Annotated in this window: 27 protein-coding genes and 1 tRNA gene; 12 read left to right on the top strand and 16 right to left on the bottom strand. The window is 70.8% G+C overall.

Annotated features, from left to right (window positions below):
* Window positions 1-15 precede the first annotated feature (15 nt).
* Window positions 16-1,575 carry an MFS transporter gene (locus OG956_RS22160; RefSeq protein WP_330339727.1) on the bottom strand — a complete coding sequence of 520 codons (1,560 nt, stop codon included), beginning with the start codon at window positions 1,573-1,575 and terminating at the stop codon, window positions 16-18.
* 130 nt (window positions 1,576-1,705) lie between these two features.
* Window positions 1,706-3,022, bottom strand: a complete 1,317-nt coding sequence (locus OG956_RS22155; protein ID WP_330339726.1) for a DUF445 domain-containing protein — start codon at window positions 3,020-3,022, stop codon at window positions 1,706-1,708.
* A gap of 259 nt (window positions 3,023-3,281) precedes the next feature.
* Here OG956_RS22155 and OG956_RS22150 point away from each other — a divergent pair, with 259 nt between their 5' ends.
* Window positions 3,282-4,616: an SGNH/GDSL hydrolase family protein gene (locus OG956_RS22150; RefSeq protein ID WP_330339725.1), complete on the top strand. Its 1,335-nt coding sequence runs from the start codon at window positions 3,282-3,284 to the stop codon at window positions 4,614-4,616.
* Window positions 4,617-4,646: 30 nt separating this feature from the next.
* Window positions 4,647-5,249 (top strand): RdgB/HAM1 family non-canonical purine NTP pyrophosphatase, encoded by a 603-nt coding sequence (gene rdgB / locus OG956_RS22145; RefSeq protein WP_330339724.1) that lies wholly within the window; start codon window positions 4,647-4,649, stop codon window positions 5,247-5,249.
* A gap of 41 nt (window positions 5,250-5,290) precedes the next feature.
* On the opposite strand, the gene OG956_RS22140 is transcribed toward rdgB, so the two are convergent.
* A tRNA-Leu gene (locus OG956_RS22140) sits at window positions 5,291-5,375 on the bottom strand.
* A gap of 224 nt (window positions 5,376-5,599) precedes the next feature.
* On the bottom strand, window positions 5,600-6,067 hold the full coding sequence (gene bcp, locus OG956_RS22135) for a thioredoxin-dependent thiol peroxidase (protein WP_330339723.1): 468 nt from the start codon (window positions 6,065-6,067) through the stop codon (window positions 5,600-5,602).
* 103 nt (window positions 6,068-6,170) lie between these two features.
* On the opposite strand from bcp, the gene OG956_RS22130 reads away from it, so the two are divergent.
* Genes OG956_RS22130 through OG956_RS22120 form a run of 3 tightly spaced genes read left to right on the top strand, consistent with a single transcriptional unit; the run spans window position 6,171 to window position 7,068 of the window.
* A complete protein-coding gene (locus OG956_RS22130; protein ID WP_330339722.1) occupies window positions 6,171-6,500 on the top strand; it encodes a DUF3618 domain-containing protein in 330 nt (109 codons plus the stop codon).
* A 43-nt stretch (window positions 6,501-6,543) separates the two neighbouring features.
* Entirely contained in the window at window positions 6,544-6,903 is a 360-nt protein-coding gene (locus tag OG956_RS22125) for a GroES family chaperonin (protein WP_330339721.1), read from the top strand.
* A gap of 36 nt (window positions 6,904-6,939) precedes the next feature.
* The gene (locus tag OG956_RS22120; protein WP_330343060.1) at window positions 6,940-7,068 is read left to right on the top strand and encodes a hypothetical protein; all 129 of its coding nucleotides are present in this window, start codon (window positions 6,940-6,942) and stop codon (window positions 7,066-7,068) included.
* A gap of 13 nt (window positions 7,069-7,081) precedes the next feature.
* Here the strand turns inward: OG956_RS22120 and OG956_RS22115 are convergent, their stop codons facing one another.
* The 3 genes from OG956_RS22115 to OG956_RS22105 all read right to left on the bottom strand — a co-directional run bounded on the left by OG956_RS22115 (window position 7,082) and on the right by OG956_RS22105 (window position 11,181).
* Window positions 7,082-7,666, bottom strand: coding sequence for a PASTA domain-containing protein (locus OG956_RS22115; RefSeq protein ID WP_330339720.1), 585 nt, complete (start codon window positions 7,664-7,666; stop codon window positions 7,082-7,084).
* 104 nt (window positions 7,667-7,770) lie between these two features.
* Window positions 7,771-8,154, bottom strand: a complete 384-nt coding sequence (locus tag OG956_RS22110) for a hypothetical protein (RefSeq protein ID WP_330339719.1) — start codon at window positions 8,152-8,154, stop codon at window positions 7,771-7,773.
* Between the two features lie 159 nt (window positions 8,155-8,313).
* Entirely contained in the window at window positions 8,314-11,181 is a 2,868-nt protein-coding gene (locus OG956_RS22105; RefSeq protein ID WP_330342913.1) for a transglycosylase domain-containing protein, read from the bottom strand.
* Window positions 11,182-11,836: 655 nt separating this feature from the next.
* Between OG956_RS22105 and OG956_RS22100 the strand changes: the two genes are divergently transcribed.
* The 4 genes from OG956_RS22100 to OG956_RS22085 are packed head-to-tail and all read left to right on the top strand — an operon-like array spanning window position 11,837 to window position 15,121.
* Window positions 11,837-12,637 (top strand): ABC transporter permease, encoded by an 801-nt coding sequence (locus tag OG956_RS22100; protein ID WP_330339718.1) that lies wholly within the window; start codon window positions 11,837-11,839, stop codon window positions 12,635-12,637.
* Between the two features lie 49 nt (window positions 12,638-12,686).
* The gene (locus OG956_RS22095; RefSeq protein ID WP_330342912.1) at window positions 12,687-13,451 is read left to right on the top strand and encodes an ABC transporter permease; all 765 of its coding nucleotides are present in this window, start codon (window positions 12,687-12,689) and stop codon (window positions 13,449-13,451) included.
* A complete protein-coding gene (locus OG956_RS22090; RefSeq protein ID WP_443065689.1) occupies window positions 13,409-14,416 on the top strand; it encodes an ABC transporter ATP-binding protein in 1,008 nt (335 codons plus the stop codon). The genes OG956_RS22095 and OG956_RS22090 overlap by 43 nt, the downstream gene beginning before the upstream one ends.
* A 9-nt stretch (window positions 14,417-14,425) precedes the next feature.
* Window positions 14,426-15,121, top strand: a complete 696-nt coding sequence (locus OG956_RS22085) for a DUF1707 SHOCT-like domain-containing protein (protein WP_330339716.1) — start codon at window positions 14,426-14,428, stop codon at window positions 15,119-15,121.
* A 98-nt stretch (window positions 15,122-15,219) separates the two neighbouring features.
* Here OG956_RS22085 and OG956_RS22080 read toward each other — a convergent pair whose 3' ends face one another.
* The 3 genes from OG956_RS22080 to OG956_RS22070 all read right to left on the bottom strand — a co-directional run bounded on the left by OG956_RS22080 (window position 15,220) and on the right by OG956_RS22070 (window position 16,815).
* Window positions 15,220-15,624: a hypothetical protein gene (locus tag OG956_RS22080; RefSeq protein ID WP_330339715.1), complete on the bottom strand. Its 405-nt coding sequence runs from the start codon at window positions 15,622-15,624 to the stop codon at window positions 15,220-15,222.
* A gap of 134 nt (window positions 15,625-15,758) precedes the next feature.
* Complete coding sequence (rph, locus tag OG956_RS22075) at window positions 15,759-16,502, bottom strand: ribonuclease PH (RefSeq protein WP_330339714.1); 744 nt, start codon at window positions 16,500-16,502, stop codon at window positions 15,759-15,761.
* 79 nt (window positions 16,503-16,581) lie between these two features.
* Entirely contained in the window at window positions 16,582-16,815 is a 234-nt protein-coding gene (locus OG956_RS22070; RefSeq protein ID WP_330339713.1) for a PTS glucose/sucrose transporter subunit IIB, read from the bottom strand.
* Between the two features lie 183 nt (window positions 16,816-16,998).
* Here OG956_RS22070 and OG956_RS22065 point away from each other — a divergent pair, with 183 nt between their 5' ends.
* Complete coding sequence (locus tag OG956_RS22065) at window positions 16,999-18,315, top strand: PTS transporter subunit EIIC (protein ID WP_330339712.1); 1,317 nt, start codon at window positions 16,999-17,001, stop codon at window positions 18,313-18,315.
* 134 nt (window positions 18,316-18,449) lie between these two features.
* A complete protein-coding gene (locus tag OG956_RS22060; protein WP_330339711.1) occupies window positions 18,450-19,697 on the top strand; it encodes a PTS transporter subunit EIIC in 1,248 nt (415 codons plus the stop codon).
* Window positions 19,698-19,769: 72 nt separating this feature from the next.
* Here OG956_RS22060 and OG956_RS22055 read toward each other — a convergent pair whose 3' ends face one another.
* Window positions 19,770-20,522: an MBL fold metallo-hydrolase gene (locus tag OG956_RS22055; protein WP_330339710.1), complete on the bottom strand. Its 753-nt coding sequence runs from the start codon at window positions 20,520-20,522 to the stop codon at window positions 19,770-19,772.
* Between the two features lie 215 nt (window positions 20,523-20,737).
* Here OG956_RS22055 and OG956_RS22050 point away from each other — a divergent pair, with 215 nt between their 5' ends.
* On the top strand, window positions 20,738-21,196 hold the full coding sequence (locus tag OG956_RS22050; protein WP_330339709.1) for a type II toxin-antitoxin system PemK/MazF family toxin: 459 nt from the start codon (window positions 20,738-20,740) through the stop codon (window positions 21,194-21,196).
* On the opposite strand, the gene OG956_RS22045 is transcribed toward OG956_RS22050, so the two are convergent.
* The 5 genes from OG956_RS22045 to OG956_RS22025 form a co-directional block, all read right to left on the bottom strand.
* Window positions 21,197-21,652, bottom strand: coding sequence for a hypothetical protein (locus OG956_RS22045; protein WP_330339708.1), 456 nt, complete (start codon window positions 21,650-21,652; stop codon window positions 21,197-21,199). It lies immediately after the preceding gene.
* Window positions 21,653-21,780: 128 nt separating this feature from the next.
* Window positions 21,781-23,844 (bottom strand): putative Ig domain-containing protein, encoded by a 2,064-nt coding sequence (locus tag OG956_RS22040; protein ID WP_330339707.1) that lies wholly within the window; start codon window positions 23,842-23,844, stop codon window positions 21,781-21,783.
* 276 nt (window positions 23,845-24,120) lie between these two features.
* Entirely contained in the window at window positions 24,121-25,071 is a 951-nt protein-coding gene (locus tag OG956_RS22035) for a PLP-dependent cysteine synthase family protein (RefSeq protein WP_330339706.1), read from the bottom strand.
* Between the two features lie 9 nt (window positions 25,072-25,080).
* Window positions 25,081-25,359 (bottom strand): MoaD/ThiS family protein, encoded by a 279-nt coding sequence (locus OG956_RS22030; protein ID WP_330339705.1) that lies wholly within the window; start codon window positions 25,357-25,359, stop codon window positions 25,081-25,083.
* A gap of 95 nt (window positions 25,360-25,454) precedes the next feature.
* A complete protein-coding gene (locus OG956_RS22025) occupies window positions 25,455-25,550 on the bottom strand; it encodes a putative leader peptide (RefSeq protein ID WP_330339704.1) in 96 nt (31 codons plus the stop codon).
* Window positions 25,551-25,571: the final 21 nt, after the last annotated feature.

Raw genomic sequence — 25,571 nt, 5'->3', positions numbered from 1 at the left:
TGAGGCGTGGCCGGGTTACGGCGTGCTCGCCGCCGGCGGTGCCGCGGGGCCCTCGCTCGGCCCTCGCGTCCCCCGGGTCACCGCCCTGGCGCGGCTCGCCACCGCCGTCAGCGGGCGGGCGACGTCCTCCAGGGAGCGGCGCTCCGCCCGTACCGCCAGCGCGGCGGCGACCAGGCCCGCCGCGCACATCAGGGCCGCGCCGATCGAGAACGCCAGGACCGTGTCGCCGACCCGGCCCGTGCCCGTCAGGTCCGCGAACAGCAGCGGCCCGCTGATGCCGCCGGCCGCGGTGCCGAGGGCGTAGAAGAACGCGATCGACATCGCCCGGGTCTCCATGGGGAAGATCTCCGAGACCGTCAGATACGCGCTGGACGCACCCGCCGAGGCGAAGAACAGCACCGCGCACCAGCAGGCCGTCAGCGTCCCCGCGCTCAGCGCGCCCCGGTCGAACAGCCACGCCGTGCCGAACAGCAGCAGACCCGAGAGCAGATACGTCGAGGAGATCATCACCCGGCGGCCCACCGTGTCGAACAGCTTGCCCAGCAGCAGCGGCCCGCAGAAGTTGCCGACCGCGATCACCGCGAAGTAGTAACCGGTGCGGTCCGAGGGCACGTCGAAGAACTTGGTCAGGATCGCGCCGAAGCCGAAGGTGATCGCGTTGTACAGGAACGCCTGGCCGATGAAGAGGGAGAAGCCGAGCACGGCACGCCTGCGGTACCGGGCGAACACCGTGTGGGCGATCTCCAGGAACGTCACGCTCTTGCGCTGGTGGATCTCCAGCTCACCCTGCGGCTCCGGCAGCCGCACCCCCTTCTCCTGCTCCACCCGGTGCTCGATCCCGGAGACGATCTCCTCCGCCTCCCGGTCCCTGCCGTGGATCAGCAGCCACCGCGGACTCTCCGGGACATGCCGCCGTACCAGCAGGATCACCAGGGCCAGGACGGCGCCGAGGGCGAACGTCAGACGCCAGCCGACGTTCTTCGCCAGCAGATCGGTGTTCAGCGCGACGATCGACAGCAGCGAGCCGCCCACCGCGCCCAGCCAGAAGCTGCCGTTGATGATCAGGTCCACCCGGCCGCGGTACTGCGCCGGGATCAGCTCGTCGATCGCGGAGTTGATCGCCGCGTACTCGCCACCGATGCCGAACCCGGTCAGGAAGCGGAACAGGAAGAACCACCAGGCCTCCCAGGACACGGCCGTGAGCGCCGTGGCCGCCAGATACACCGCCAGGGTGATCATGAACAGCTTCTTGCGGCCGAACCGGTCGGTCAGCCGCCCCCAGAAGAGGGCCCCCGTGCAGGCGCCGGCCACGTACAGCGCGGCCGCCACACCGGTGATCTGACTCGAGGTGATCGACACCCCGCTGCCCGGCTCGGCCAGCCGGCTCGCGATGTTGCCGACGACCGTGACCTCCAGACCGTCCAGGATCCACACCGTCCCCAGACCGATCACGATCGTCCAGTGCCAGCGGGACCAGGGCAGCCGGTCCAGCCGCGCGGGAATGTCGGTGGTGATCGTCCTGCCGGTCTCCCCGGGCCTCCTGATGCCCGGCGACGACGCCTCGGCTGCGCTCATGGGCTCCCTCCTCCTCGAAGGACGTCCCCCTGCGGCGACGAACGGGGGACGGCACAACGGGTGCCCCCGACCCGCGGAAACAGTCGGAAGCGCCTCTCACGCGCCCCTCACGCGCCCCCTGATGCGGCCCTCAAGCGCCCAGCGTCCGCGTCACCGTGTAGATCAGCAGTCCCGCCAGTGACCCCACCACCGTGCCATTGATCCGGATGAACTGCAGGTCGCGGCCGATGTGCGCCTCGATCTTCCGGGTGGTGTGCTCCGCGTCCCAGCTCGCCACCGTGTCCGTGATCAGCGAGGTGATCTCCTTGCGGTACGTCGTCACCACGTGCACCGCCGCGCCCTCCACCCAGCTGTCGACCTTCCCCTGCACCTTCGGCTCGGTCGCCATCCGCGTCCCCAGCGACAGCAGCGCCGCCCGCACCCGCATCCGCAGCTCGCTGCGCTCGTCCTCGGCCGCCGCCACCACCATCGACCGTACGGCCGTCCAGACCGACGCGATCAGGTCCTGCACCTCGCCCCGGCCCAGCACCTCCGCCTTCAGCCGCTCCACCCGCACCCGGGTGTCCGAGTCGGACTGCAGGTCGGAGGCGAAGTCGGTGAGGAACCGGTCGAGCGCGCCGCGCGCCGGATGCGAGGGCATGTCCCGCATCTCGGTGACGAACCGGAGCAGCTCCTTGTAGACCCGCTCGCCGACCTTCCGGTCCACGAACCTCGGCGTCCAGCCGGGAGCACCGCCCTCCACCGCCACCATCACGTCGTCCCGGTGCAGCACCAGCCAGTCGTGCGCACGCGCCACCACCAGGTCCACCGCGCGCCGGTGCCCGCCGTCCGCCACGATCTTCTCCAGCATCTTGCCGATGCCCGGCGCGACCTCCTGCATGTTCGCCCGCCGTGTGATCGCCTCGCTCACCACCGCCTGCACGTCCGTGTCCCGCAGCACCGTCAGCGCCCCGCGCAGCGCCGTCGCCAGCTCCGCCGTCACCCGGTCCGCGTGCTCCGGCTCCGCCAGCCACGCCCCCAGCCGGCTGCCGATGCCGACCGCGCGCAGCCGCTGCCGTACGACGTCCTCGGACAGGAAGTTCTCTCCCACGAACTCGCCCAGCGAGACGCCCAGCTGGTCCTTCTTGGTGGGGATGATCGCGGTGTGCGGAATGGGCAGCCCCAGCGGATGCCGGAACAGCGCCGTCACGGCGAACCAGTCGGCCAGCGCGCCCACCATGCCGGCCTCCGCGGCGGCCGCCACATAGCCCGCCCACGCCCCCGCCCCCTCGTGCGAGGCGAGCCTGGCCAGGACATAGACCACCGCCACGAACAGCAGCATGGCCGTCGCCGTCAGCTTCATCCGCCGCACCCCGCGCCGGCGTTCCTCGTCGGCCGGGGTGAAGGCCGTCATGGTCCGGTACGACACACCCCGCGCCGGGGCCGTCCCGGTCTCCGTAGGTCCCATCAGCTCCACCCGTTCAGCTCGGCCGTACGATGATCAGGTCCGGTGATCACGTCGGCGATCACGTCGGTGATCCCGCACACAATTGTCCCTTCCTGACCGACTCCCGGAACGGAACAACAGTTCCCGGCGTCTGACAGAACGGGGGCTCGGTCAGGGTCCTGACAGCTCGGTCCCGCCAGCTCTCCCCCGCCCATGACGCATCATGGGCTCATCACGATCGGAGCCTCGGGCTCCCATCCCCGAGGAGAACAACACAAGCATGACCAAGCGTCATGGTTATGCGGTGCTCAGCGCACTCGTCGCGCTGGTCCTGGCCGTGTCCGCCGCCATCTACCTCACGGTGGCCGCCGACGGCGGCACCGCGCGCGGCGCCTTCGCGGACGACCGCCCCCGCCACGGATCCTCCGTCGCCCCCGCCTCCACCGGCGTCTGGGTCGGCGCCTGGTCCACCTCCCCCGTCGGCGGCGAACCCGGCACCGAGACCGAAGGCCTCGCCGGCCACTCCGTCCGCAACGTCGTCCACGCCGGCACCGGAGGCACGAGTGCCCGGATCACGCTGTCCAATCTCTACGGCCACTCCCCGCTGACCGTCACGCACGCCTCCATCGCCCTCGCCACGGGCGACGGCACCGCCGCGGCCGACCCGGGCTCCATGCGCCGCCTCACCTTCAACGGCTCCACCACCGTCGTCATCCCCGCCGGCGAACAGGCCGTCAGCGACGCCGTGCGCCTCACCGTCCCGCACGACAGCGACGTCCTGGTCACCACCTACTCCCCCACCCCCTCCGGTCCCGTCACCTACCACCCGCACGCCCGGCAGATCTCCTACGTCGCCGCCGGGGACGCCACCGAGGACGCCACCGGCACCCCCTACACCGAGCAGACCCCCTACTGGCGCTATGTGACCGGCCTGGACGTCCTCAGCAACGAGGCCGACGGCACCGTGGTCGTCTTCGGCGACTCCATCACCGACGGCATCACCTCCACCATGGGCGCCAACCACCGCTGGCCCGACCTCCTCGCCGGCCGCCTGCGCACCGCCGTCGAGAGCGGACGCCAGGTGCCGCGCTACAGCGTCGTCAACGAGGGCATCAGCGGCAACCAGGTCCTCGCCGACGGACTCGGCCGGCCCGCCGAGAACCAGAGCGGCCTCGGCCGCTTCGGGCGCGACGCCCTCTCCCACCCCGACGTCAAGGTCGTCGTCATCGACCTCGGCGTCAACGACATCCTCCGCAACCCCCGCCTCGCCGACCCGAACAAGATCATCGGCGGGCTGCGCACCCTCGTCCGCGAGGCCCACGCCCACGGCCTGAGGGCCGTCGGCGCCACCCTCATGCCCTTCGAGGGCCACCGCGGCTGGACCCCGGCCCGCGAGGCCGTCCGCCGGCAGGTCAACGCGGCCATCCGCGCGGGCCGCGTCTACGACGCCGTCGTCGACTTCGACAAGGCCCTGCGCGACCCCTACGACCCCCGCCGCCTCCGCCCCGACTACGACTCCGGCGACCACCTCCACCCCAGCGACCTCGGCTTCGCCAGGATGGCCGCGGTCTTCGACCTCGGCACGCTCAAGGGCGCCGGGCAGGCGGAACTGTAGGCGCCGGGGCGGGGAAATAGGGTGGCGGGCATGACCCGCTTGATCCTCGCCACCCGCAACGCCGGAAAGATCACCGAACTGAGGGCGATCCTCGCCGAGGCCGGACTCCCCCACGAGCTGATCGGCGCCGACGCCTACCCGGACGTCCCCGACGTCAAGGAGACCGGCGTCACCTTCGCCGAGAACGCCCTCCTCAAGGCGCACGCCCTCGCCCAGGCGACCGGCCTCCCGGCGATCGCCGACGACTCCGGCCTCTGCGTCGACGTCCTGGGCGGGGCCCCCGGCATCTTCTCCGCCCGCTGGGCGGGCCGCCACGGCGACGACAAGGCCAACCTCGACCTCCTCCTCGCCCAGCTCGCCGACATCGCGGACGAGCACCGCGGCGCCCACTTCGCCTGCGCGGCGGCCCTGGCCCTGCCGGACGGGCGCGAGCGGGTGGTCGAGGGCCGGCTGCCGGGCGTCCTGCGCCGCGAGCCGGCCGGCACGAACGGCTTCGGCTACGACCCGATCCTCCAGCCGGACGGCGAAACCCGCACCTGCGCCGAGCTGAGCCCCGAGGAGAAGAACGCCATCAGCCACCGGGGCAAGGCCTTCCGCGCACTGGTGCCGGTGGTGCGGGAGCTGGTGGGCTGAGCGCGGAAGAGGGGCCGCCCGGACGGACGGCCCCTCACACGTGCGGTCGGTGGGACTCGAACCCACACGGGATTTCTCCCACGGGCACCTAAAACCCGCGCGTATCGCCTATTTCGCCACGACCGCCTCAAAACGGGCAATCGGCCTTCAGGCCGTTGTGCCTCGCCCAGTGTACGGGGCGGCGCCTTGCGCCGTGCGCCCCCTCGGCACCAGGCGCTCGCGGCTGCAGGGCAGTTGGGGCGGGGCGAACGGAGTAACGGCCCGGTTATCCGGACAGTCACGCGCGGTAGGAGAGAAAGCGGCTCGCACCACGTCCTTCCGGTGCGAGCCGCCAGCCGTTGGGGAGGGGGTCAGATGCCCAGGTCTTTGATGATCTTGGCTACGTGGCCGGTGGCGCGGACGTTGTAGAGGGCTCGTTCGACCTTGCCGTCCTCGTCCACGATGATCGTGGAGCGGATGACGCCCATGTAGGTCTTTCCGTAGTTCTTCTTCTCGCCGTACGCGCCGTAGGCCTCGGTGACCTTCTTGTCCGGGTCGGCCAGCAGCGTGACCTTGAGGGACTCCTTCTCGCGGAACTTGGCGAGCTTCTCCGGGGCGTCGGGGCTGATGCCGATGACGTCGTAGCCGGCGTCCGCCAGGAGGGAGAGGTTGTCGGTGAAGTCGCAGGCCTGCTTGGTGCAGCCTGGCGTCAGGGCGGCGGGGTAGAAGTAGACGATGACCTTGCGGCCCTTGTGGGAGGACAGGGAGACCTCGTTGCCGTCGGCGTCGGGGAGGGTGAAGGCGGGGGCCACGTCCCCCGGCTGGAGTCGCTCGCTCATCGGGCCAGCGTAACCGGGGGGCCTTGCGGTGCGCCGTGAGGAGAAGCTGACAGACTGTTCGGGACAGCATCACGAGACTTCGGCAGACTTCGGAGGCCGTACGGTGGCGGACACGGCGGACACCAGAACCCCGGCGCAGATCGAGGCGGACATCAAGCGCCGCCGTGAAGTGCTGGCCGAGACGCTCGACGAGATCGGGGTGCGGGTGCATCCGCAGACGATCATCGGGGATGCGAAGGCGAAGGTCGTCGCCCAGGTCGATCACACCGTCGGGCGGGCCTATGTCCAGGTCAACCGGGTGGTGAGCGACGTCAGGGCGCAGTTCGTCGACGAGGAGGGCGCGCTGCGGCTGGCGCGGGTCGTGCCCGTCGCGCTGGTCGCGGTCGGCGTCGTCGGGCTGCTGGCCATGGGCACGCGGCGGCGCAAGAGCTGACCCGGACGCGGACGAGCGGGTCGAAGGCAGGTAGGTTCGAGGCGTGAGCGCCAACAGAAACGAGCACAGCACCCCCCATCACGACAAGCTTCCCATCCGGATGCTGCACGACCGGGTCCTGGTCAAGCAGGAGACCGGTGAGGGCGAGCGGCGGTCGGGGGGCGGCATTCTGATTCCCGCCACCGCCGCGGTCGGTCGGCGGCTGGCCTGGGCCGAGGTCGTCGCGGTCGGGCAGAACGTGCGGACCGTGGAGCCGGGCGACCGGGTTCTGTTCGACCCGGAGGACCGGGCAGAGGTCGAGGTGCGCGGCGTGCCGTACGTGCTCATGCGTGAGCGGGATCTGCACGCCGTGGCCGCGGACCGGTTCGAGGGGTCGGAGGACTCCACCGGGCTGTATCTGTGAGTCCGCCGCGGTGAAGCGGCCGGCGGCAGGGGGCTGGTGACCACGGTCACCGGCCTCTTCGTCGTTCCTTTGTCAGCGGTGCTCGGCATGGTGGTGCTGGGTGAGCCGGTCACCGCCGACCGGATCTTCTCCGTGCGTCTGCTGCCGGTCGCCGTGGTGGACTGAAGGCGGCCTCGGGTCATTGACGGCACTTCGCTCCGACGAACAGCTTCACGGTTGCCGTGGGCACTACTTCTGCGCCCTTCTCGGGGTGCTGGTCGCAGACGTTCAGCCCGCCGAGGCTGCTCGCCTTCACTTCACTGGCTTTGTTCGCGGCAGCGTAGAAACGGATGCGCGCGGGCTGGTATCCGGCGTACAGAATTTCACGCTTGGCATCCTCGGCGCGTTTGCCCGTAACACCGGGAATCCTGGACGCCGCCCCCTTGCCGCCGATGCTGCGCGGGCACCGGGTGGAAGCCGGGACCACGTAGAACTTCACGGCCTGCATCTCGGGAACCGGCTGCTGGAAACAGATCGTGTAGCGTTCCGCGGATTCGACGTCAATGTATCGGTGTTGGTCTGTCGCATCGACCGGCGATACTCCCAGACTGGCGTCGACCGCGCCGTCGATGCCTTGTTTCAGCGTTTTACCGACAACCGACTCCATTTTGAGGAGCCGCCGGTGGCTGTCGTTTTTCGCGCCCGTCTGGTGTCCAGTGCAGGCAGCCAGCAGAAGGGACACGGTGATCAGGCTTCCCAACCGTGCGAGATGCCTTGCCTTCATTGCGCCTCTCCCTCAGTGGTCGGATACAGAAAGGTGCAGGGGCCTGAGATCATTACTCAGGCCCCTGCCGGCAGAACGCGGTACCGCGATGAGGTGAGAGCGCGTTACGAGGTCGAGACGGTCGTGGTGCTGAGGCAGGGCCAGATCAGTCCGCCCGTCGGGGTGCCCTGCCAGTCGCCGAGCATCGCACCGAGCGCGATCGCCCTGTTCTCGGGCAGGTCGAGGTCCCAGGTCTTCACCGTGCCGTTCCCACTGTGGTTCCAGTAGTAATACTGGGTGCCGTTTTCGATGATGCCCACGGCAGAGTGCCCGTCCGCCTCGATGTCGTACACCTTCAGGACGTCCCCGTAGGTCTTGAAGGTGGACTTGGCTCCACAGCCGGGTGCCGCGTACTCGGTGTACGTGGTGTCGGCATATGCGGCAGTCGAGGTCAGCGCAATACCGGCGGCGATGCCGCCCGCCAGGACGGCTTGCACGATCTTCCTCATGATTTTCCCCCTTTTGCAGGTCAACAACAGGTGCGCCACCGTTTTTGCGCGGCGGGCCTCACCATGATCTCTCATTCATATCTGTCATGACCATGATGAGGCAACTCGTTTTCCCTGCCCTCCCGGCGCTCGCTCGGCTGGGCCGGGCCGCCCGGGGCGTCAGGCCGCGGGATCACCGCCCCCCGGGCCGGCGGCGGTGCCCACCGGCCCGCCGCCGCCGTCGGTTCCGCCGCCCGTGGCCGTGCCGCCCCCGTTGCCTCCTCCGTCGGCCGTGCCGCCGCCCGTCGTGTCGGTGCCGGTGGTCGTGCCGCCGGTGGTGCCGCCGGTCGTGGTGCCGCCGCCAGTGGTGGCGCCGTTGGTGGTGCCGCCGACGGTGGTCGGACCGCCGGTGGTGGGCGTGCTGGTGCCGCCGGTGGTCGGGCTGGTGCTCGGACCGCCGGTGGTGGGCGTGCCGGTGGTGCCGCCGTTGTTCTGGCCGGCGGTGGTCGCGGACTGGCTGGGACTGCCGGAGCCGGACGGCTGCGGCTGGTCGGCGCCCTGCTCCAGCTGGAGGTCGAAGTCGGAGGCCGGCTTGTTCTTCAGCGCCGCACCCGTGTACTGCGCCCAGATCTGGGTCGGGGCTCCGCCGCCGTTGATGCGGTCCTGGCCGAGGGCGCCGTACAGCGACTTGTGCTTGGCGGTCACCGGGTCCTGGCCCATGACGGAGACGACCGTGGCCAGGTCGGGGGTGTACCCGGCGAACCAGGCGGCGGTGTCGTTCTCGGCGGTGCCGGTCTTGCCGGCCGCCGGGCGGCCCGCGGCCTGCGCGGCGGTGGCGGTGCCGTTGTCGACCACGCTCTGCAGGATGGAGGTGGTGGTGTCGGCGGCCTCGCGGGGGACGGCCTGCTTCACCGCCTGGTCGGGCAGCTCGACCTCGTCCGTGCCGTCCTTGGTGATCTTCTCGACCATCGTGTACGTGCCGTGCCGGCCGTGGTTGGCGAGCGTGGCGTAGGACTCCGCCATGTCCAGGACGCTGGCGGTGGCGGTACCGAGGGCGATCGACGGGTACGGCTGGAGGTCCGGGGTGTCGGCGGGCACGCCGAGGTCGATCGCGGTCTGCTTGACCTTTGCGGGGCCGACGTCGACGGCCATCTGCGCGTAGACGGCGTTCACGGACAGGTCGGTCGCCTTGGTGACGGTGATCTGGCCGTAGGACTTCTGGTCCTCGTTCTGCGGGGCGTAGGCGCCGCCGCTCCAGCCCTGTACGGGGCGTTCGTTGGTGCCGTCGTACACGGTGTTCGGGGTGATGGGGCGGCCGTCCTGGGTGGTCGACTGGTTCTGCACCGCTGAGGTGAACACGAACGGCTTGAAGGTGGAGCCGACCTGGAAGTCACCGCGGGTGGCGCCGTTGGTGTACTGCTTGACGTAGTCGATGCCGCCGTACATGGCGACGACCTTGCCGGTCTTCGGGTCGACCGAGGCACCGCCGGCCCGGACGTAGGTGTCGACCTTGTTGTTCTTCTTGTCCAGCTTGGAGATCAGCTGGTCGTCCACCGCCTTGACGAAGGCGTTCTGCCTGTCCCTCTGGATGGTGGTGGTGATGCGGTAGCCGCCGGCCGAGAGCTGGTCGTCGGTGAGGATGTGGTGGGTGGTCAGGTAGTGCTTGACCGCGTCGACGAGGTAGCCGCGCTGGCCGGACATGCCGGTCGAGAGCGTCTGCTCCTTCGGCATCGGGAACTTCATGCCGGCGCGCTCGGACTCGCTCAGCCAGCCCTTCTTCACCATGCCGTCCAGGACGTAGTTCCAGCGGGCGACGGCCGCGGCCTTGTTCTCCGGGTGCGCGACGACGTCGTACTCGCTGGGCGCGTTGACGAGCGCGGCGAGGTAGGCGGCGCGGGCCGGGTCGAGGTCCCGGGCGTCCATGCCGTAGTAGGCCTGGGCGGCGGCCTGGATGCCGTAGGCGTTGCGGCCGAAGAAGCTGGTGTTGAGGTAGCCCTCGAGGATCTCCTCCTTGCTCTTGGTGCGGTCCAGCTTGATCGCGATGAAGAACTCCTTGGCCTTGCGGGTGAGCGTCTGCTCCTGGCCGAGGTAGTAGTTCTTCACGTACTGCTGGGTGATCGTCGAGCCGGACTGCGTGCCCTTGCCGGTCGCGGTGTTCCAGGCGGCGCGCAGCATCGCCTTGGGGTCGACGGCGGACTCGCTGTAGAAGTCGCGGTCCTCGGCGGCGAGCACGGCGTGCTGGGCGTCCTTGGAGATCTGGGCGAGGGTGACCTTCTCCCGGTTGACCTGGCTGTCGCGGGTGTCGCGGGCGATCTGGGAGCCGTCGGCGTACAGGTAGATGTTGGCCTGCTTGGTGGCGATGGCGTTGGCGGGCGGGATCTTCACCAGGGAGTAGCCGAGGAAGAACAGGCCGATCAGCAGGAGCACCCCGATCACGAAGGTGCCGAGCACCATGCGCCAGGTGGGGATGATCCGCCGCCACCCGGTCCGCTTGGGCCGCTTCGGCTTCTTCCCGTTGCCTGCGGCGGGCTGCCCGTCGCCGGGGGTGGCGGCGAGGACGGTCGTCCTGTCTTCGTCGTCCTGCGCGGAGGCGGTGGCGGTGCCTTGCCTGTTGGCGGTGCCGGGCCGGGGGGCGGTGCCGCGGGCGGCTGCTCCGGCGAGGCCGGCCGCGCCCGCGGGACCCGCCTGGGATGCCCGACCGGCAGAACCGGCGGCCAGACCGGCGGCGCCGAGCGCCCCGGCGGCACGGCCAGCGCGGTCCGCGCCGCCGGCCGGGCGCGTGGCGCCGGAACCGGTCGTACGAGGGGTGTGGCCGGCGGCGTCCGGTCCGGTCGCCGGAGAGGTGCGGCCGGCGGCGTCCGGGGCGCCGGACGTGGAGGCGGGCGGCGTCGTGCCGGGGGCGCCCGGTGCGGCTGCCCGGGGCGCGGTGACGCGCCGCAGGACCTGGGTGGTCTCCGGAGTCCCCGCCTCACCGGCCCCCTGGGCGGCCCCGGCCGGCTTGCCGGACCGGTCCTTCTGGGCGCCGGGCGCGGTGACCCGCCGGAGCACCTGCGTACTCTCGGCCGACTGAGCCTGCTCGGAGCCATCCCGCGCCGCCGGTACCTGCGCCGTCCCAGAGCCGTCACGCGCCGCCGGCACCCGCGCCGCCCCCGAGCCGTCACGCGCCGCCGGCACCCGGGCCGTCCCCGAGCCCGCTCGGGACGGCCCGGACTCCTCCGCACCGGCACCAGCCGGCGCGGCCGTGCGGGACTCGCCGGCCTCGGCGCCACCGGAACCACCGGCGGACCCCCCGGCCCCCGCCGATGTACGCGGCGTCTCCGGTTCCGTCTCGCTGATCGGTTCCTCCGTGGCCGCCGGTTCGGTGGTGGCCTCCGGCCGGGTCGGGCCGGTGGTGGTGCCGGCCTTCTCCCGGCCCCCGGCGTCACCGGACCCTTCAGCCGGCAGCGGCCTTCTCGGCGGCACGCCCTCGGTCGGCTGCTGCGGCTGCGGCTCGTCGCTCATGTCGTGCACGGACTCCTGTTTCGCGTCGTACGTTCCCGTACGCCTCGTACGCTTCTGCGCCCCCAGTCTGAAGACTCTCGCACCTGGCGTTCCGTTCCCGGATTCCAGCACGCTTGGGGCACGAAATTGCGTGGCCGGCCGCCGGGCCCCGGGACTAGGCTCCTGCGCTTCGGTGTCGAGCGGTCCCGGGAGGTGGACTGGCGTGGGCACGGGACGGTTGTACGTGGCCGTCGCGGCGGGGGGATTCAGACGGTACGCGACGTATCGGACCGCCACTGCGGCAGGGGTCTTCACGAACACGGCCTTCGGGCTGATCCTCGTGTACACGTATCGCGCGCTGTGGGACGAGCGGCCGCACCTCGGCGGCTGGGACCAGGCGCAGGTCGTGACCTATGTGTGGCTGGGCCAGGCGCTCCTGTCGACGCTCGCGATCGGCGGCGGGGGCGTCGAGGGCGAGCTGATGGAGCGCATCCGTACGGGGGACGTGGCGATCGACCTCTACCGGCCCGCCGACCTGCAGCTGTGGTGGCTGGCCACCGATCTGGGGCGGGCGTTCTTCCAGCTGCTGGGGCGCGGGCTCGTGCCGTTCGTCTTCGGCGCGCTCGTCTTCCCGGTGTACCTGCCGAGGGACGTGGGCACCTGGGCCGCCTTCCTCGTCGCCGTGCTGCTGGCGATGATCGTCGGGTTCGGCATCCGGTACCTGGTGGCGCTGAGCGCGTTCTGGCTGCTGGACGGCATGGGTGTGACGCAGATGTCCTGGCTGGTCGGGTATTTCTGCTCGGGGATGCTGCTGCCGCTGAACGTCTTCCCGGGGGCGCTCGGCGAGGTCGTACGGGTCCTGCCCTGGTCGTCGCTGCTGCAGGCGCCGGCGGAGATCCTGCTCGGGCACGGTGATCCGCTGGGCACGTATGTGTTCCAGGGCACATGGGCGGTGGTGCTGCTGGGCGCCGGGCGGCTGGTGCAGTCGGCGGCGACGCGGCGGGTGGTGGTCCAGGGTGGCTGAGGCGGGGCGGGTCCGCGAGGGCGTGCGGGCCTATCTGCTGATCGCCGGGATGTGGATCCGGTCGACGATGGCGTACCGCGCCTCGTTCGCGATGACCACGTTCGGCAGCTTCGCGACGACGTTCTTCGACTTCGTCGCGATCCTGCTGATGTTCTCCCGGGTGGACGCGCTCGGCGGCTGGTCGCTGCCGGAGGTGGCGTTCCTGTACGGCCTGTCGGGGACGGCGTTCGGTCTGGCGGACCTGGTGATCGGGTCGATGGAGCGGCTGGGGCGCCGGGTGCGCGACGGCACGCTGGACACGCTGCTGGTGCGTCCGGCGCCGGTGCTGGCGCAGGTGGCGGCGGACCGGTTCGCGCTGCGCCGGCTGGGCCGGGTGACGCAGGGGCTGCTGGTGCTGGGGTGGGCGCTGGTGCGGCTGGACATCGGCTGGACGCCGCTGAAGCTGCTGCTGATGCCGGTGATGGTGGTGAGCGGCTGCGGGATCTTCTGCGCGGTGTTCGTGGCGGGGGCGGCGTTCCAGTTCCTGGCGTCGGACGCGTCGGAGGTGCAGAACGCCTTCACCTACGGCGGGACGACGCTGCTGCAGTATCCGCCGACGGTGTTCGCGAAGGAGCTGGTGCGCGGGGTGACGTTCGTGCTGCCGCTGGCCTTCGTCAACTGGCTGCCCGCCACCTATGTGCTGGGGCGGTCGTATCCGCTGGGGCTGCCCGGGTGGACGGCGTTCGCCCCGCCGCTGGTGGCGGTGGGGTGCTGTGCGCTGGCGGGGCTGGCCTGGCGGGCGGGACTTCGTTCGTACCGGAGCACAGGGAGCTAGGCGTGGGTGACTTCATCGCACTGGAGCGGGTGGAGAAGGTCTTCACCGTGCGCAGGAAGACCGGGTTCCTGAAACGGGAGCGGCGCGAGGTGCGGGCGGTGGACTCGCTGTCGTTCACCGTGGGGCGCGGGGAGATGGTCGGGTACATCGGGCCGAACGGCGCGGGGAAGTCGACCACGATCAAGATGCTGACGGGGATCCTCACGCCGAGCGCGGGCCGGCTGCGGGTGGCGGGGATCGACCCGGCACGGGAGCGGCGGCGGCTGGCGCACCGGATCGGGGTGGTGTTCGGGCAGCGTACGACGCTGTGGTGGGACCTGCCGCTGATCGACTCCTACCGGCTGGCGCACCGCATGTACCGGATCCCCGAGGCGCGTTACCGGGAGAACCTGGACCGGTGCGTGGAACTGCTGGATCTGGCCGCCCTGTTGGACGTGCCGGTGCGGCAGCTGTCGCTCGGGCAGCGGATGCGCGGGGACATCGCGGCGGCCCTGCTGCACGACCCGGAGGTGCTGTACCTGGACGAGCCGACGATCGGCCTGGATGTGGTGTCGAAGGCGAAGGTACGGGGCTTCCTGCGGGAGTTGAACGCCCAGCGGGCCACGACGGTGCTGCTGACCACCCACGACCTGCAGGACATCGAGCAGTTGTGCTCGCGGGTGATGGTGATCGACCACGGCCGGCTGATGTACGACGGTCCGCTCGCGGGGCTGCACGAGGCCGGGGAGAGCGAGCGGACGCTGGTGGTGGACCTGGAGCGGGAGTTGCCGCCCGTGGAAGTGCCGTCGGCGCGGGTGGTGCGGGTGGAGGGGCCGCGGCAGTGGCTGGCGTTCCCGGCGGGGCAGTCGGCGGCGCCGCTGGTGGCGTATCTGGCGGCGGAGTACCCGCTGGTGGACCTGTCGGTGCGGGAGCCGGACATCGAGGCCGTCATCGCCAAGATGTACGCGGAGAAGGCGGTCTCGTAGGCTGCTGTCATGACCGACGACGCAGTCCCGGACCTGAGGGCGTCCGACGCCGACCGTGAGCGGGTCGCCGAGGTCCTGCGGGACGCTCTGGCCGAGGGCCGGCTGGACATGGGGGAGTTCGAGGAGCGGCTGGACGCGGCGTACAAGGCGCGTACGTACGGCGAGCTGGCGCCGCTCACGCGTGACCTGCCGGCGGGCGGCGCACCGGCCCCCGCTCCGGTGTCCTTCACCAAGGAGCCGGTGGAGGGCGGGGGCTGGGACGGCCGGATCGTGGGAGGCGGGGGGTCCTCGACGGGTGCGGTCGCCATCATGTCGGGGTTCCAGCGCAAGGGCCGCTGGACGGTGCCGCGGCAGTTCACCTGTTTCGCGCTCATGGGCGGCGGCGAGATCGACCTGCGGGAGGCGGACTTCGCGGACCGCGAGGTCGTCATCAACTGCGTGGCGGTCATGGGCGGGGTGCAGGTGATCGTGCCGCCGGGGGTCGAGGTCGTGGTGCGGGGCATCGGCATCATGGGCGGCTTCGACCATCCGCGGGACACCGGCCCGCCGGAGCCGGGCGCTCCGCGGGTGGTCATCGGCGGGTTCGCCTTCTGGGGCGGGGTCGCGGTGGAACGCAAGCTCACCCGTGCCGAACGCCTGGCTCTGAAGGAGCAGCGCCGCCAGGAGAAACTGGAGCGCAGAAAGTCTCGTACAGAGCTGGACTGAGGCGCCCCGTCAGGGGCGCGGTATGCGGCTCCGCCGCGATGGGGGTCCCCCCGGGTCCGAGCGGAGCCGAGGACTTGGGGGAGCGAGCAACCGTCCCCCTACTTCGTGCACACCTTGGTCAGTTCGCCGGCCGCGTCCGTCACCGGGCTGACGTCCGGTGTGCGGTCGCCGTTCCTGAGGGCCGTGCGGACGTTGCCCACGGCCTTCTTCAGGTCGTCGACCGCCTTGTTGACGTCGGCGTTGTCGGTCTTGTCGCCGATCTTGCCGAGGTCGGTCTCGATGGCGTTCAGGGAGGTGTCCGCCTGGGTGGGGTCGTTCGCGGCGTTCTCCACGGCCTGCTGCAGGCTGGTGACGTTGTCGGCGATGGAGTCGGCGGTCTGCACGCAGTCCAGGGCCTTGTCCACGCTGTCGCAGCCGGTGGTGAGGCCGGCGGCGAGCGCGGCGAACGCCACGGCGGCGGCTGCGGTGAGACGGCGTCGGCGTCGGCGTGGACTGACGGCCATGGCGGTGTTCCCCTCCCCTGGTGGGCTGTCCGTTCCTAGGACGCCGGGGAGGGCGCGGGGGTTGCCCGCGCGCCCTGGTTCGCTTTGTCTGCCGTTTACTTCCGCCGTTCGCTTCTGCCGTTCGCTTGTGCGCCCTACTTCTGCGCCGCGAGCGTGGTCTCGAGCGCCGCCCGCTGGTGGGCGGCGAGTTCGGCGCAGCCCCCGACGGCGAGGTCGAGCAGGGCGTCGAGCTCCTCGCGGGCGAAGGGGGCGGCCTCTGCGGTGCCCTGGACCTCGACGAAGCGGCCGTCGCCGGTGCAGACGACGTTCATGTCGGTCTCGGCGCGCACGTCCTCCTCGTAGCAGAGGTCGAGCAGCGGGACGCCGCCGACGATGCCGACGGAGACCGCGGAGACGGTTCCGGTGAGCGGCTGCCGGCCGGCCTTGATCAGTTTCCGGCCCTGGGCCCAGGCGACGGCGTCGGCGAGCGCGACGTACGCGCCCGTGATGGCCGCCGTACGCGTGCCGCCGTCGGCCTGGAGGACGTCGCAGTCGAGGACGATGGTGTTCTCGCCGAGCGCCTTGTAGTCGATGACGGCGCGCAGGGAGCGGCCGATGAGCCGGGAGATCTCGTGGGTACGGCCGCCGATCTTGCCCTTGACGGACTCGCGGTCGCCGCGGGTGTTGGTGGCGCGCGGCAGCATGGCGTACTCGGCGGTGACCCAGCCCTCGCCGCTGCCCTTGCGCCAGCGCGGGACGCCCTCGGTCACGGACGCGGTGCAGAACACCTTGGTGTCGCCGAAGGAGACGAGGACGGAGCCCTCGGCGTGCTTGCTCCAGCCGCGTTCGATGGTGACCGGTCGGAGCTGTTCGGGAGTACGGCCGTCGATGCGAGACATGGCCAGGAGCCTAGCCGTTCATGCGGAAGGGGCTCCTCCCGCGTCGGGAGGAGCCCCTCGGAGCGTGAGCCGGTGCGGCTCACATCATGTCTTCGATCTCCGCGGCGATGGGGTCGGCGTCGGTGCCGATGACGACCTGGACGGCGGTGCCCATCCTGACGACGCCGTGGGCGCCGGCGGCCTTCAGCGCGGCCTCGTCGACCAGGGAGGGGTCGGACACCTCGGTGCGCAGCCGGGTGATGCAGCCCTCGATCTCCTCGATGTTGTCGATGCCGCCGAGGCCGGCGACGATCTTCTCAGCCTTGCTGGCCATGTTCCTTCTCCCTGATCCGAACCGCTTAGTCGCAGTAACCCACAGTTGGCCCATCTTCGCGAGCGGTCATGCCGTACGTGCCGAATGATGGCGATCACGACAGCGGAACCGTCCGCCAACTGGTCTACACCACAGTGGGTACGGTCGCCAAACCGCGTGTGAGTCGAGTGCCGGGAGGACGCCATGAGTGCCGGGAGCGCGCCCGCCGACAGCACGGCCGGTGCGGCGCGGGAGCGCTGGAACCGCCTGTTCCAGGGCCTGCAGAAGATGGGCCGCAGCCTGCAGCTGCCGATCGCGGTGCTGCCGGCGGCGGGCATCCTGAACCGGCTGGGCCAGCCGGACGTGTTCGGGGACCAGGGGCTGGGCTGGACGGCCGTCTCCAAGGGCATGACGGGCGCGGGCGGCGCCCTGCTCGACGGCTCCCTCGGTCTTCCGCTGCTGTTCTGCGTGGGCGTCGCGATCGGCATGGCGAAGAAGTCGGACGGCTCCACCGCGCTCGCGGCGGTGGCCGGCTTCCTCGTCTATTACGGCGTGCTGCACCAGTTCCCCGAGGCGTGCCCCGGCGGGTCCAGGACGATCCCGCAGGTCGGCTGCCAGGTGAGCGTCGGGGCGGGGGTGGGGTCGGTGACGCCGTTCACCTTCCAGAACCCGGGGGTGTTCGGCGGCATCGTCCTGGGGCTGCTGGCCGCCTTCTTCTGGGCGCGGTTCCATCGCACCCGGCTGGTGGACTGGCTGGGCTTCTTCAACGGCCGGCGGCTGGTGCCGATCATCATGGCGTTCGTGGCGATCGTGTTCGCGGCGCTGTGCCTGTGGGTCTGGCCGCCGATCGGCGGTGCGCTGGAGGGCTTCGGCCACTGGCTGCGGTCCATCGGGGCGTGGGGCGCGGGCGTGTTCGGTCTCGCCAACCGGGCGCTGCTGGTGGTGGGCCTGCACCAGTTCCTGAACGTGCCCATCTGGTTCCAGTTCGGCAGCTACCGCAGACCGGACGGCACGGTGGTGCACGGCGACATCAACATGTTCCTCGCGGGCGATCCGCACGCGGGCCAGTTCACCTCGGGCTTCTTCCCGATCATGATGTTCGCGCTGCCGGCGGCCGCGCTGGCGATCACGCACTGCGCCAGGCCGCACCGCCGCAAGGAGGTCGGCGGGCTGATGCTGTCGGTGGCGCTGACGTCGTTCGTCACCGGCATCACCGAGCCGATCGAGTACTCCTTCCTCTTCATCGCTCCCCTGCTGTACGCCGTCCACGCCGTGCTCACCGGGGTGTCGATGGCGGTGACCTGGGCGCTCGGGGTGCACGACGGCTTCAGCTTCTCGGCGGGTCTGATCGACTACGTGATCAACTGGAACCTGGCGACGAAACCGTGGGCGATCATCCCGATCGGCCTGTGCTTCGCGGTCGTCTATTACGCGGTCTTCCGCTTCGCGATCACGACGTTCGACCTGAAGACGCCGGGGCGTGAACCGGAGGACGAGGTCGAGGACGTCACCAAGGCGTGAGGGCCTGGGCACACCGGCACGGCGCGTAGCGTCTCCGTCGCGGATTTCGTGGTTCCTTATCCGGCCTTCATCGTGCTAAAAACAGGTCTACACCACTGAGTGGTGTAGACCACCACCCGATGGAGGAACCCACCATGAGCACCGCCACCGCCACGGCGGCCCCCGCGAAGAAGCGGGGATCCGGCCTGTTCCAGGGCCTGCAGAAGGTCGGCCGCAGCCTGCAGCTCCCCATCGCCGTGCTGCCGGCGGCGGGCATCCTGCTGCGCCTGGGCCAGCAGGACGTCCATGACAAGCTGAACCTGCCCGACAAGGTCACGGCGGTGTTCGCCACAGCCGGTGGCGCGATCTTCGACAACCTGCCGATGCTGTTCTGCATCGGCGTCGCGATCGGCTTCGCCAAGAAGGCGGACGGCTCGACGGCGCTGGCCGCCCTGGTCGGCTTCCTCGTCTACAGCAATGTACTCAAGGCGTTCCCGGTCACCGAGGCCAAGGTCACCAAGGGCGCGGACATAGCCGCGACGTACAACAACCCCGGTGTCCTCGGCGGCATCCTGATGGGTCTGCTGGCCGCCGTGCTCTGGCAGCGCTACCACCGCAAGAAGCTGGTGGACTGGCTCGGGTTCTTCAACGGCCGCCGGCTGGTGCCGATCATCATGGCCTTCGTCGGCACCGCCATGGGCGTCTTCTTCGGTCTGGTCTGGAAGCCGATCGGCGAGGGCATCTCCCACGCCGGCGAGTGGATCACCGGTCTCGGCGCGGTGGGCGCGGGTCTGTTCGGTCTGGTCAACCGCGCGCTGATCCCGGTCGGCATGCACCAGTTCGTCAACACCGTCTCCTGGTTCCAGATCGGCGACTACAAGAACGCCGCCGGCCAGGTCGTGCACGGTGACCTCAACCGGTTCTTCGCCGGTGACCCGCACGCCGGTATGTTCATGTCCGGCTTCTTCCCGATCATGATGTTCGGCCTGCCGGCCGCCGCGCTCGCCATCGCGCACTCCGCCCGCCCCGAGCGCCGCAAGGCCGTCCTCGGCATGATGGTCTCCCTCGCGCTGACCTCGTTCGTCACCGGCGTCACCGAGCCCATCGAGTTCTCCTTCATGTTCATCGCGCCGCTGCTGTACGCGATCCACGCGGTGCTGACGGCGCTGTCCATGGCGATCACCTGGGCGCTCGGCGTCCACGCGGGCTTCACCTTCTCCGCGGGCTTCATCGACTACGCGCTCAACTGGAACCTGGCGACCAAGCCCTGGCTGATCATCCCGATCGGCCTGGTCTTCGCGGCGATCTACTACGCGGTCTTCCGCTTCGCCATCACCAGGTTCGACCTCCCGACCCCGGGCCGCGAGCCCGAGGAGGAGATCGAGGACCTCACCAAGGCGTGAGGCACGCCCCTCGCGGCGCACGGCGAAGGCCCCGGAACCGAGACGGTTCCGGGGCCTTCGCGCTGTGCGGTCTCAGATCTCGTACGTCGCCCGGGGCACGGCCAGCTCCACCGGCCCCGCGAACACCTCGCGCGCGTCACGGAGGTTGATGCCGGGGTCCGTCCAGGGCGGGATGTGGGTGAGGACCAGCCGCCGGGCGCCGGCCCGCGCGGCCGTCTCGCCCGCCTGGCGGCCGTTGAGATGCAGATCGGGGATGTCCTCCTTGCCGTGCGTGAACGCGGCCTCGCACAGGAACAGGTCGGTGTCCCGGGCCAGCTGGTCCAGCGTCTCGGTGACCCCCGTGTCGCCGGAGTACGTCAGCGACCGCCCGCCGTGCTCGATCCGGATGGCGTACGCCTCCACCGGATGGCGGACCCGCTCGGTGTGCACGGTGAACGGCCCGAGCTCGAACGTGGACGGCTTGACGGTGTGGAAGTCGAAGACCTCGCTCATGGAGGAGGCGGAGGGCGTGTCGGCGTAGGCCGTCGTCAGGCGGTGTTCGGTGCCCTCGGGGCCGTAGACCGGGATCGGGTCGCAGCGGCCGCCGTCGTGGCGGTAGTAGCGCGCGACGAAATAGCCCAGCATGTCGATGCAGTGATCGGCGTGCAGATGGCTCAGGAAGATCGCGTCGAGGTCGTAGAGACCGCAGTGGCGCTGCAGCTCGCCCAGGGCGCCGTTGCCCATGTCGAGAAGCAGCCGGAAGCCGTCGGCCTCGACGAGGTAGCTCGAGCAGGCCGAATCCGCGGACGGGAACGACCCCGAGCAGCCGACGACGGTGAGCTTCATGAAGCAGAAACCTCCGTTGGCGGAAAAGATCACAAGGGCGGGAAACGGGGGTCGTGCGGTCCGTCGAGCGTAAGGCGCAAAAGCACGGGTCGCTCCTCCACCAGGGGCCGTTGTGGGCGAACTCACCTGTGCTGTCACCGGTTCGGCTGGACCAGGGGCGCACTAGGTTCCGCAGAGGGCGCGCAATCCTTGGCGTGCGCCGGTAACGTCGTCGTATGGACACGTCCTGGTGGCTGGCGCTCGCGGCGGTGGTACTGCTCGCGCTGGTCGCCACGCTCGTCGACGGCTGGGGACGCGGCCGCCGGTACGCCGGCCGGCGTCTCGGTGCGCTGGGCCGCGCGGCCACCCGGGAGGGCCGGGCCGCCCGGCCGGCCCCCGGCGACATATGGTGGGCGGACGTCCCGTACGAGGACCGCGCCGAGAACAAGGACCGGCCCTGTCTGGTGCTGGCGGTGCGCGGGAACCGGGCCACGGTCGCCAAGATCACCAGCAAGTACCACGACGACCGGGCCGGGGTGATCCCGCTTCCGCCCGGCGCGGTCGGCGACGCCCGCGGCCGCCCCAGCTTCGTGGAGACCGGCGAGCTGCGCGAGGTGCCGGTGGGCGACTTCCGCCGCCGGGTGGGCGTGGTCGACCCCGTGCTGTGGGACCAGGTACGGCACCTGGCCGGCTGATCACCTCACGTTCACCGTGACCGTCCACTCCTGGATCCCCTTGCAGGACACCTGGCCCGGAGCGGTCGGCTCGGCGCACAGCGGGCGGGAGGACGTGAGTTTCCCGGTGCCGGCGGCGACCGCCCGGTAGGCGGCCGTGGCCTGGCCCGGCTGGATGACGAAGCCCGCGTTGATGCCCTGCAGCACGCTGCCGTCGGCCGTCACCGGCTTCCAGGGCCGGGACCTGGTGCCGTCCAGGGTGAGCCGGACCTCGCCGCCCTTGGCCACGCACACGGTACGGCCGCTGTCGGCGGCCTTGAGCAGCACCAGGGGGGCGCAGCCGCGCGTGGCCGGTGCGGAGGGCGAGGGCGAGACCTTGCCGGCGCCCGAGTCGTCCTCGCCGCTGTGCGAGGAGCCGCATCCGGCGAGGAGCAGCGCTGCCGCCGCGAGGGCGAGGGGGGTCGTCGTACGCCGCATGGGGGTTCGCCTTTCTGCCGGGGCCGTGAGGGGCGGCCGCTGGTGCGGATGAGACGTACCCGGATGGAAAAAGGATCCCGCACGCGGACGGCCTCCGCGTGCGGGATCACCTGTTCGGCGGGTGCTGGTCAGCTGGTCGTCAGGGCGGTGTCGTCCACGACGAAGCTGGTCTGCAGCGAGGAGTCCTCCACGCCGTTGAACTTCAGGGTGACCGTCTGGCCCGCCAGCGAGGACAGGTCGAAGGTCTTCTGCGCGTAACCCGAGTTGGCGTTCACGTTCGAGTACGTCGCCAGCGTGGTCGAACCGGCGGTGACCGTCAGCTTGTCGTACGCGGTGCTGCCGGTCTCGGCGGTGTCGATGTGCAGGTAGAAGGTGAGCGTGGCCTTGCAGCCGGCCGGGATCGTCACCGACTGGGACAGGGCGTCGGTGTGGCTGGAGCCGTAGCCGTCGAGCCAGGCGTAGTACGAGCCGCCGTGGGCCGCCTCACCGGTGTCGTTGGTGATGACGCCGCTGGACGCGGTCCAGCCGGTGCTGCCGGACTCGAAGCCGGGGTTGGCCAGCAGCTGGGAGGAGGAGCAGGTGCCGCCGGAGGAGCCGACCGTCCAGGTGAAGGACGCCGAGCCGGAGGCGCCGGTGGAGTCCTTCGCGGTGACCGTGACCTGGTAGGTGCCCGCGGTGGACGCCGTGCCGGAGATCAGGCCGGTGGAGCTGTTGATGGACAGCCCGGTGGGCAGGCCGGAGGCGCTGTAGGTGAGGGCCGCGCCCGCGCTGTCGCTGGCGTGGATCTGCAGGCTGACCGCGCTGCCGGTGGTGGACTGGCTGCCCGGGTTGGTGACGGTCACCGTGTTGCCGCTGGTGGAGCCGGCGGTGAAGGCGGCGGTGCCGTTCGGGGTGCCCCAGCCGGTCGGGCCGTCGTAGCCGGTGCGGGCGGTGCAGAAGTACGAGGTGGAGCAGGAGCCGTTGGAGCCGCTGGTCACGTCGTACAGGTTGCCGGTGTGGGCGTACGGGTACTTCGCCGGGTAGTCGGTCGAACCCGGGGTGCCCGCGAGGGCGTAGACGCCGGCGATGATCGGGGCGGAGGCGCTGGTGCCGCCGTAGACCGCCCAGCCGGAGCCGCCGTAGGTGTCGTAGACCGCCACGCCGGTGGCCGGGTCGGCGACCGCGGAGACGTCGGCCTCCATCCGCTTGGAGCAGCCGGTGTCGGTCTGCCAGCTCGGCTTCGGGTCGTAGGCCGAGCAGCCGGAGCCGGTGCCCTCGGTGGAGCTGGTGTGCCACACCGACTCGCTCCAGCCGCGGGAGTTGGAGGCGGTGGTGAGCGCGGTGCCGCCGACGGCGGTCACGTACTGGGAGGTCGCCGGGTACTCGGCGCCGTAGCCGGAGTCGCCCGCGGAGACGGTGATCGCGACGCCCGGGTGCTTGAAGTACTGGGTGTCCTCGGTGGTCTGCGAGGACGCCTCCGAGCCGCCCCAGCTGTTGGAGACGAACTTGGCGCCGAGGGAGACCGCCTCGTTCTCGGCGATGCCGAGGTCGGTGTCGTTGGCGGAGTTGGCCTCGACCAGGATGATGCTGCAGTTCGGGCAGACCGCGCTGACCATGTCGACGTCGAGCATCTCTTCGCCGGCCCAGCCGGTGTCGTTCGTCGGCAGCTGGGTGGTGGAGCCGGTCTGGCTGACCTGCTTGAAGCAGCCGTTGGCCTTGGTGCAGGCGGACAGGCCGTAGGTGGAGCGGTACGTGGCCAGGTCCGACTCGGCGTTGGGGTCGTTGTAGGCGTCGACGATGGCGACCGTCATGCCCGAACCCGCCGTGGTGGGCAGGTTGTAGGCGCTGTGCAGGTTGGCCGGGGAGAGGCCGGACGGCGCGGCGGCGGCGACCGCCGCGGCGAGCCGCTGCTTGATGTCGGTGCGGCGCTGGGCGAAGCAGGCCGCGTGGCCCGGCGAGGGCCTGCCGCACAGGTGCTCGGTCGGCACCTTCTGGCCGGCCTTGCCGGTCGCGTGGAAGGTCTGCCGCGCGGGGTCGGTCAGCGCCTTGGCGTTCTGCGTGACCTTGGTGGTGTGGGGGTGTCCGGCGGCGGTCTGCGCTCCGGCCGTGGGGGCCGCGACGAGACCGGCGACGGTGAGGGCGAGGGCGGGGAAGGCGACGGCGACCAGTCTTCGCAGACTCCGTCTCCGCCTGCTCGGGCGTGACTCACGCATGGGGTACTGCCTCCGGTTGACGTGGGGTTTCGCACTGGATTGGCAGGCCCGTGACGCGCGTGAAGCGGCGGCGGAACCGCGCAGTCATGAGCATGACACTCACAGACACCTGACAGCTCGCCGGATGAGCGTGACATGCCAGGTGCGGGAGGAACGTAGCCTTGCCCCAGGCGTTACCGGCAGTACCGGGCGGAATTCTTTGCCCTGCCGTAGGAATGGCTTAGCCCCCTCATAAGAGGGGGCTGGGCCGTGCTTGGGGGGTGCCGGGCCGCGGGGCTACGCCCAGAGCTGGCCCTGCAGCGTCTCGATGGCCTCCTCGGTGGTGGCCGCCGTGTAGACGCCGGTGGACAGGTACTTCCAGCCGCCGTCGGCCACGATGAAGACGATGTCGGCGGACTCCCCCGCCTTGACCGCCTTGCGGCCCACGCCGATCGCCGCGTGCAGGGCGGCGCCGGTCGAGACGCCCGCGAAGATGCCCTCCTGCTGGAGGAGTTCACGGGTGCGGGTGACCGCGTCGGCCGAGCCGACCGAGTAGCGGGCGGTGAGCACCGAGGCGTCGTACAGCTCGGGCACGAAGCCCTCGTCGAGGTTGCGCAGGCCGTAGACCAGGTCGTCGTAGCGCGGTTCGGCGGCGACGATCTGGACGCCCGGCCGGTGCTCGCGCAGATAGCGGCCGACGCCCATCAGGGTGCCGGTGGTGCCGAGGCCCGCGACGAAGTGGGTGATCGAGGGCAGGTCGGCGAGGATCTCGGGACCGGTGGTGGCGTAGTGGGCGCCCGCGTTGTCCGGGTTGCCGTACTGGTACAGCATCACCCAGTCGGGGTGCTCGGCGGCCAGCTCCTTCGCCACGCGCACGGCGGTGTTGGAGCCGCCCGCGGCCGGGGAGGAGATGATCTCGGCGCCCCACATCCCGAGCAGGTCCCGGCGCTCCTGCGAGGTGTTCTCCGGCATCACGCACACCATGCGGTAGCCCTTGAGCTTGGCCGCCATGGCGAGGGAGATGCCGGTGTTGCCGGAGGTGGGCTCCAGGATCGTGCAGCCCGGGGTGAGCCGGCCGTCCTTCTCCGCCTGCTCGATCATGTGCAGTGCGGGGCGGTCCTTGACCGAGCCCGTGGGGTTGCGGTCCTCCAGCTTGGCCCAGATGCGGACGTCGGGGGACGGCGACAGGCGCGGCAGGCGCACCAGGGGGGTGTTGCCCACCGCGGCCAGCGGAGAGTCGTAACGCATACCGGGTTCTCAGGCCATACCGCCGGCCACGGCCGGCAGGATCGTCACGGTGTCGCCGTCCGACAGCTTGGTGTCGATGCCGTCGATGAAGCGGACGTCCTCGTCGTTCAGGTACACGTTGACGAAGCGGCGCAGCTTGCCCTCGTCCACGATGCGGTCCTGGATGCCCGCGTGCCGGGTCTCGAGGTCGGCGAACAGCTCGGCGAGGGTGTTCCCGGTGCCCTCCACCGCCTTCTGACCGTCGGTGTAGGTGCGGAGGATGGTCGGGATGCGGACCTCGATGGCCATGGCTCAGGGCTCCTGTCGGAAGGTGTCGGCGGTTCGGTCAGGCGCGCGGCGGGGCCGCGCCGCGGCTCACGGCCGGACGGGCGCAGCGGAGTGGATCAACAGATGGCGCTGTTCAGCCTGCACAGGTCGACGTGCAGCCGCGCCACGAGCAGCGTGCCCGGCGCGTTGTCGCTCACGTCGGTAAGAACCATGGGGTCATCGTATCGATTCCC

The sequence above is a fragment of the Streptomyces sp. NBC_00557 genome (genome assembly GCF_036345995.1).
Lineage (GTDB): Bacteria > Actinomycetota > Actinomycetes > Streptomycetales > Streptomycetaceae > Streptomyces.
Note: the sequence above shows the minus strand (reverse complement) of the source record. Positions and strands in the feature narration are given on the sequence as shown.

Coding starts and splice junctions, on each gene's coding strand:
- OG956_RS22160 (WP_330339727.1), bottom strand. CDS start 1,575: ATGAGCGCAGCCGAGGCGTCGTCGCCGGGCATCAGGAGGCCCGGGGAG.
- OG956_RS22155 (WP_330339726.1), bottom strand. CDS start 3,022: ATGGGACCTACGGAGACCGGGACGGCCCCGGCGCGGGGTGTGTCGTAC.
- OG956_RS22150 (WP_330339725.1), top strand. CDS start 3,282: ATGACCAAGCGTCATGGTTATGCGGTGCTCAGCGCACTCGTCGCGCTG.
- rdgB (WP_330339724.1), top strand. CDS start 4,647: ATGACCCGCTTGATCCTCGCCACCCGCAACGCCGGAAAGATCACCGAA.
- bcp (WP_330339723.1), bottom strand. CDS start 6,067: ATGAGCGAGCGACTCCAGCCGGGGGACGTGGCCCCCGCCTTCACCCTC.
- OG956_RS22115 (WP_330339720.1), bottom strand. CDS start 7,666: ATGAAGGCAAGGCATCTCGCACGGTTGGGAAGCCTGATCACCGTGTCC.
- OG956_RS22110 (WP_330339719.1), bottom strand. CDS start 8,154: ATGAGGAAGATCGTGCAAGCCGTCCTGGCGGGCGGCATCGCCGCCGGT.
- OG956_RS22095 (WP_330342912.1), top strand. CDS start 12,687: ATGTGGATCCGGTCGACGATGGCGTACCGCGCCTCGTTCGCGATGACC.
- OG956_RS22085 (WP_330339716.1), top strand. CDS start 14,426: ATGACCGACGACGCAGTCCCGGACCTGAGGGCGTCCGACGCCGACCGT.
- OG956_RS22080 (WP_330339715.1), bottom strand. CDS start 15,624: ATGGCCGTCAGTCCACGCCGACGCCGACGCCGTCTCACCGCAGCCGCC.
- rph (WP_330339714.1), bottom strand. CDS start 16,502: ATGTCTCGCATCGACGGCCGTACTCCCGAACAGCTCCGACCGGTCACC.
- OG956_RS22070 (WP_330339713.1), bottom strand. CDS start 16,815: ATGGCCAGCAAGGCTGAGAAGATCGTCGCCGGCCTCGGCGGCATCGAC.
- OG956_RS22065 (WP_330339712.1), top strand. CDS start 16,999: ATGAGTGCCGGGAGCGCGCCCGCCGACAGCACGGCCGGTGCGGCGCGG.
- OG956_RS22060 (WP_330339711.1), top strand. CDS start 18,450: ATGAGCACCGCCACCGCCACGGCGGCCCCCGCGAAGAAGCGGGGATCC.
- OG956_RS22055 (WP_330339710.1), bottom strand. CDS start 20,522: ATGAAGCTCACCGTCGTCGGCTGCTCGGGGTCGTTCCCGTCCGCGGAT.
- OG956_RS22050 (WP_330339709.1), top strand. CDS start 20,738: ATGGACACGTCCTGGTGGCTGGCGCTCGCGGCGGTGGTACTGCTCGCG.
- OG956_RS22045 (WP_330339708.1), bottom strand. CDS start 21,652: ATGCGGCGTACGACGACCCCCCTCGCCCTCGCGGCGGCAGCGCTGCTC.
- OG956_RS22040 (WP_330339707.1), bottom strand. CDS start 23,844: ATGCGTGAGTCACGCCCGAGCAGGCGGAGACGGAGTCTGCGAAGACTG.
- OG956_RS22035 (WP_330339706.1), bottom strand. CDS start 25,071: ATGCGTTACGACTCTCCGCTGGCCGCGGTGGGCAACACCCCCCTGGTG.
- OG956_RS22030 (WP_330339705.1), bottom strand. CDS start 25,359: ATGGCCATCGAGGTCCGCATCCCGACCATCCTCCGCACCTACACCGAC.
- OG956_RS22025 (WP_330339704.1), bottom strand. CDS start 25,550: ATGGTTCTTACCGACGTGAGCGACAACGCGCCGGGCACGCTGCTCGTG.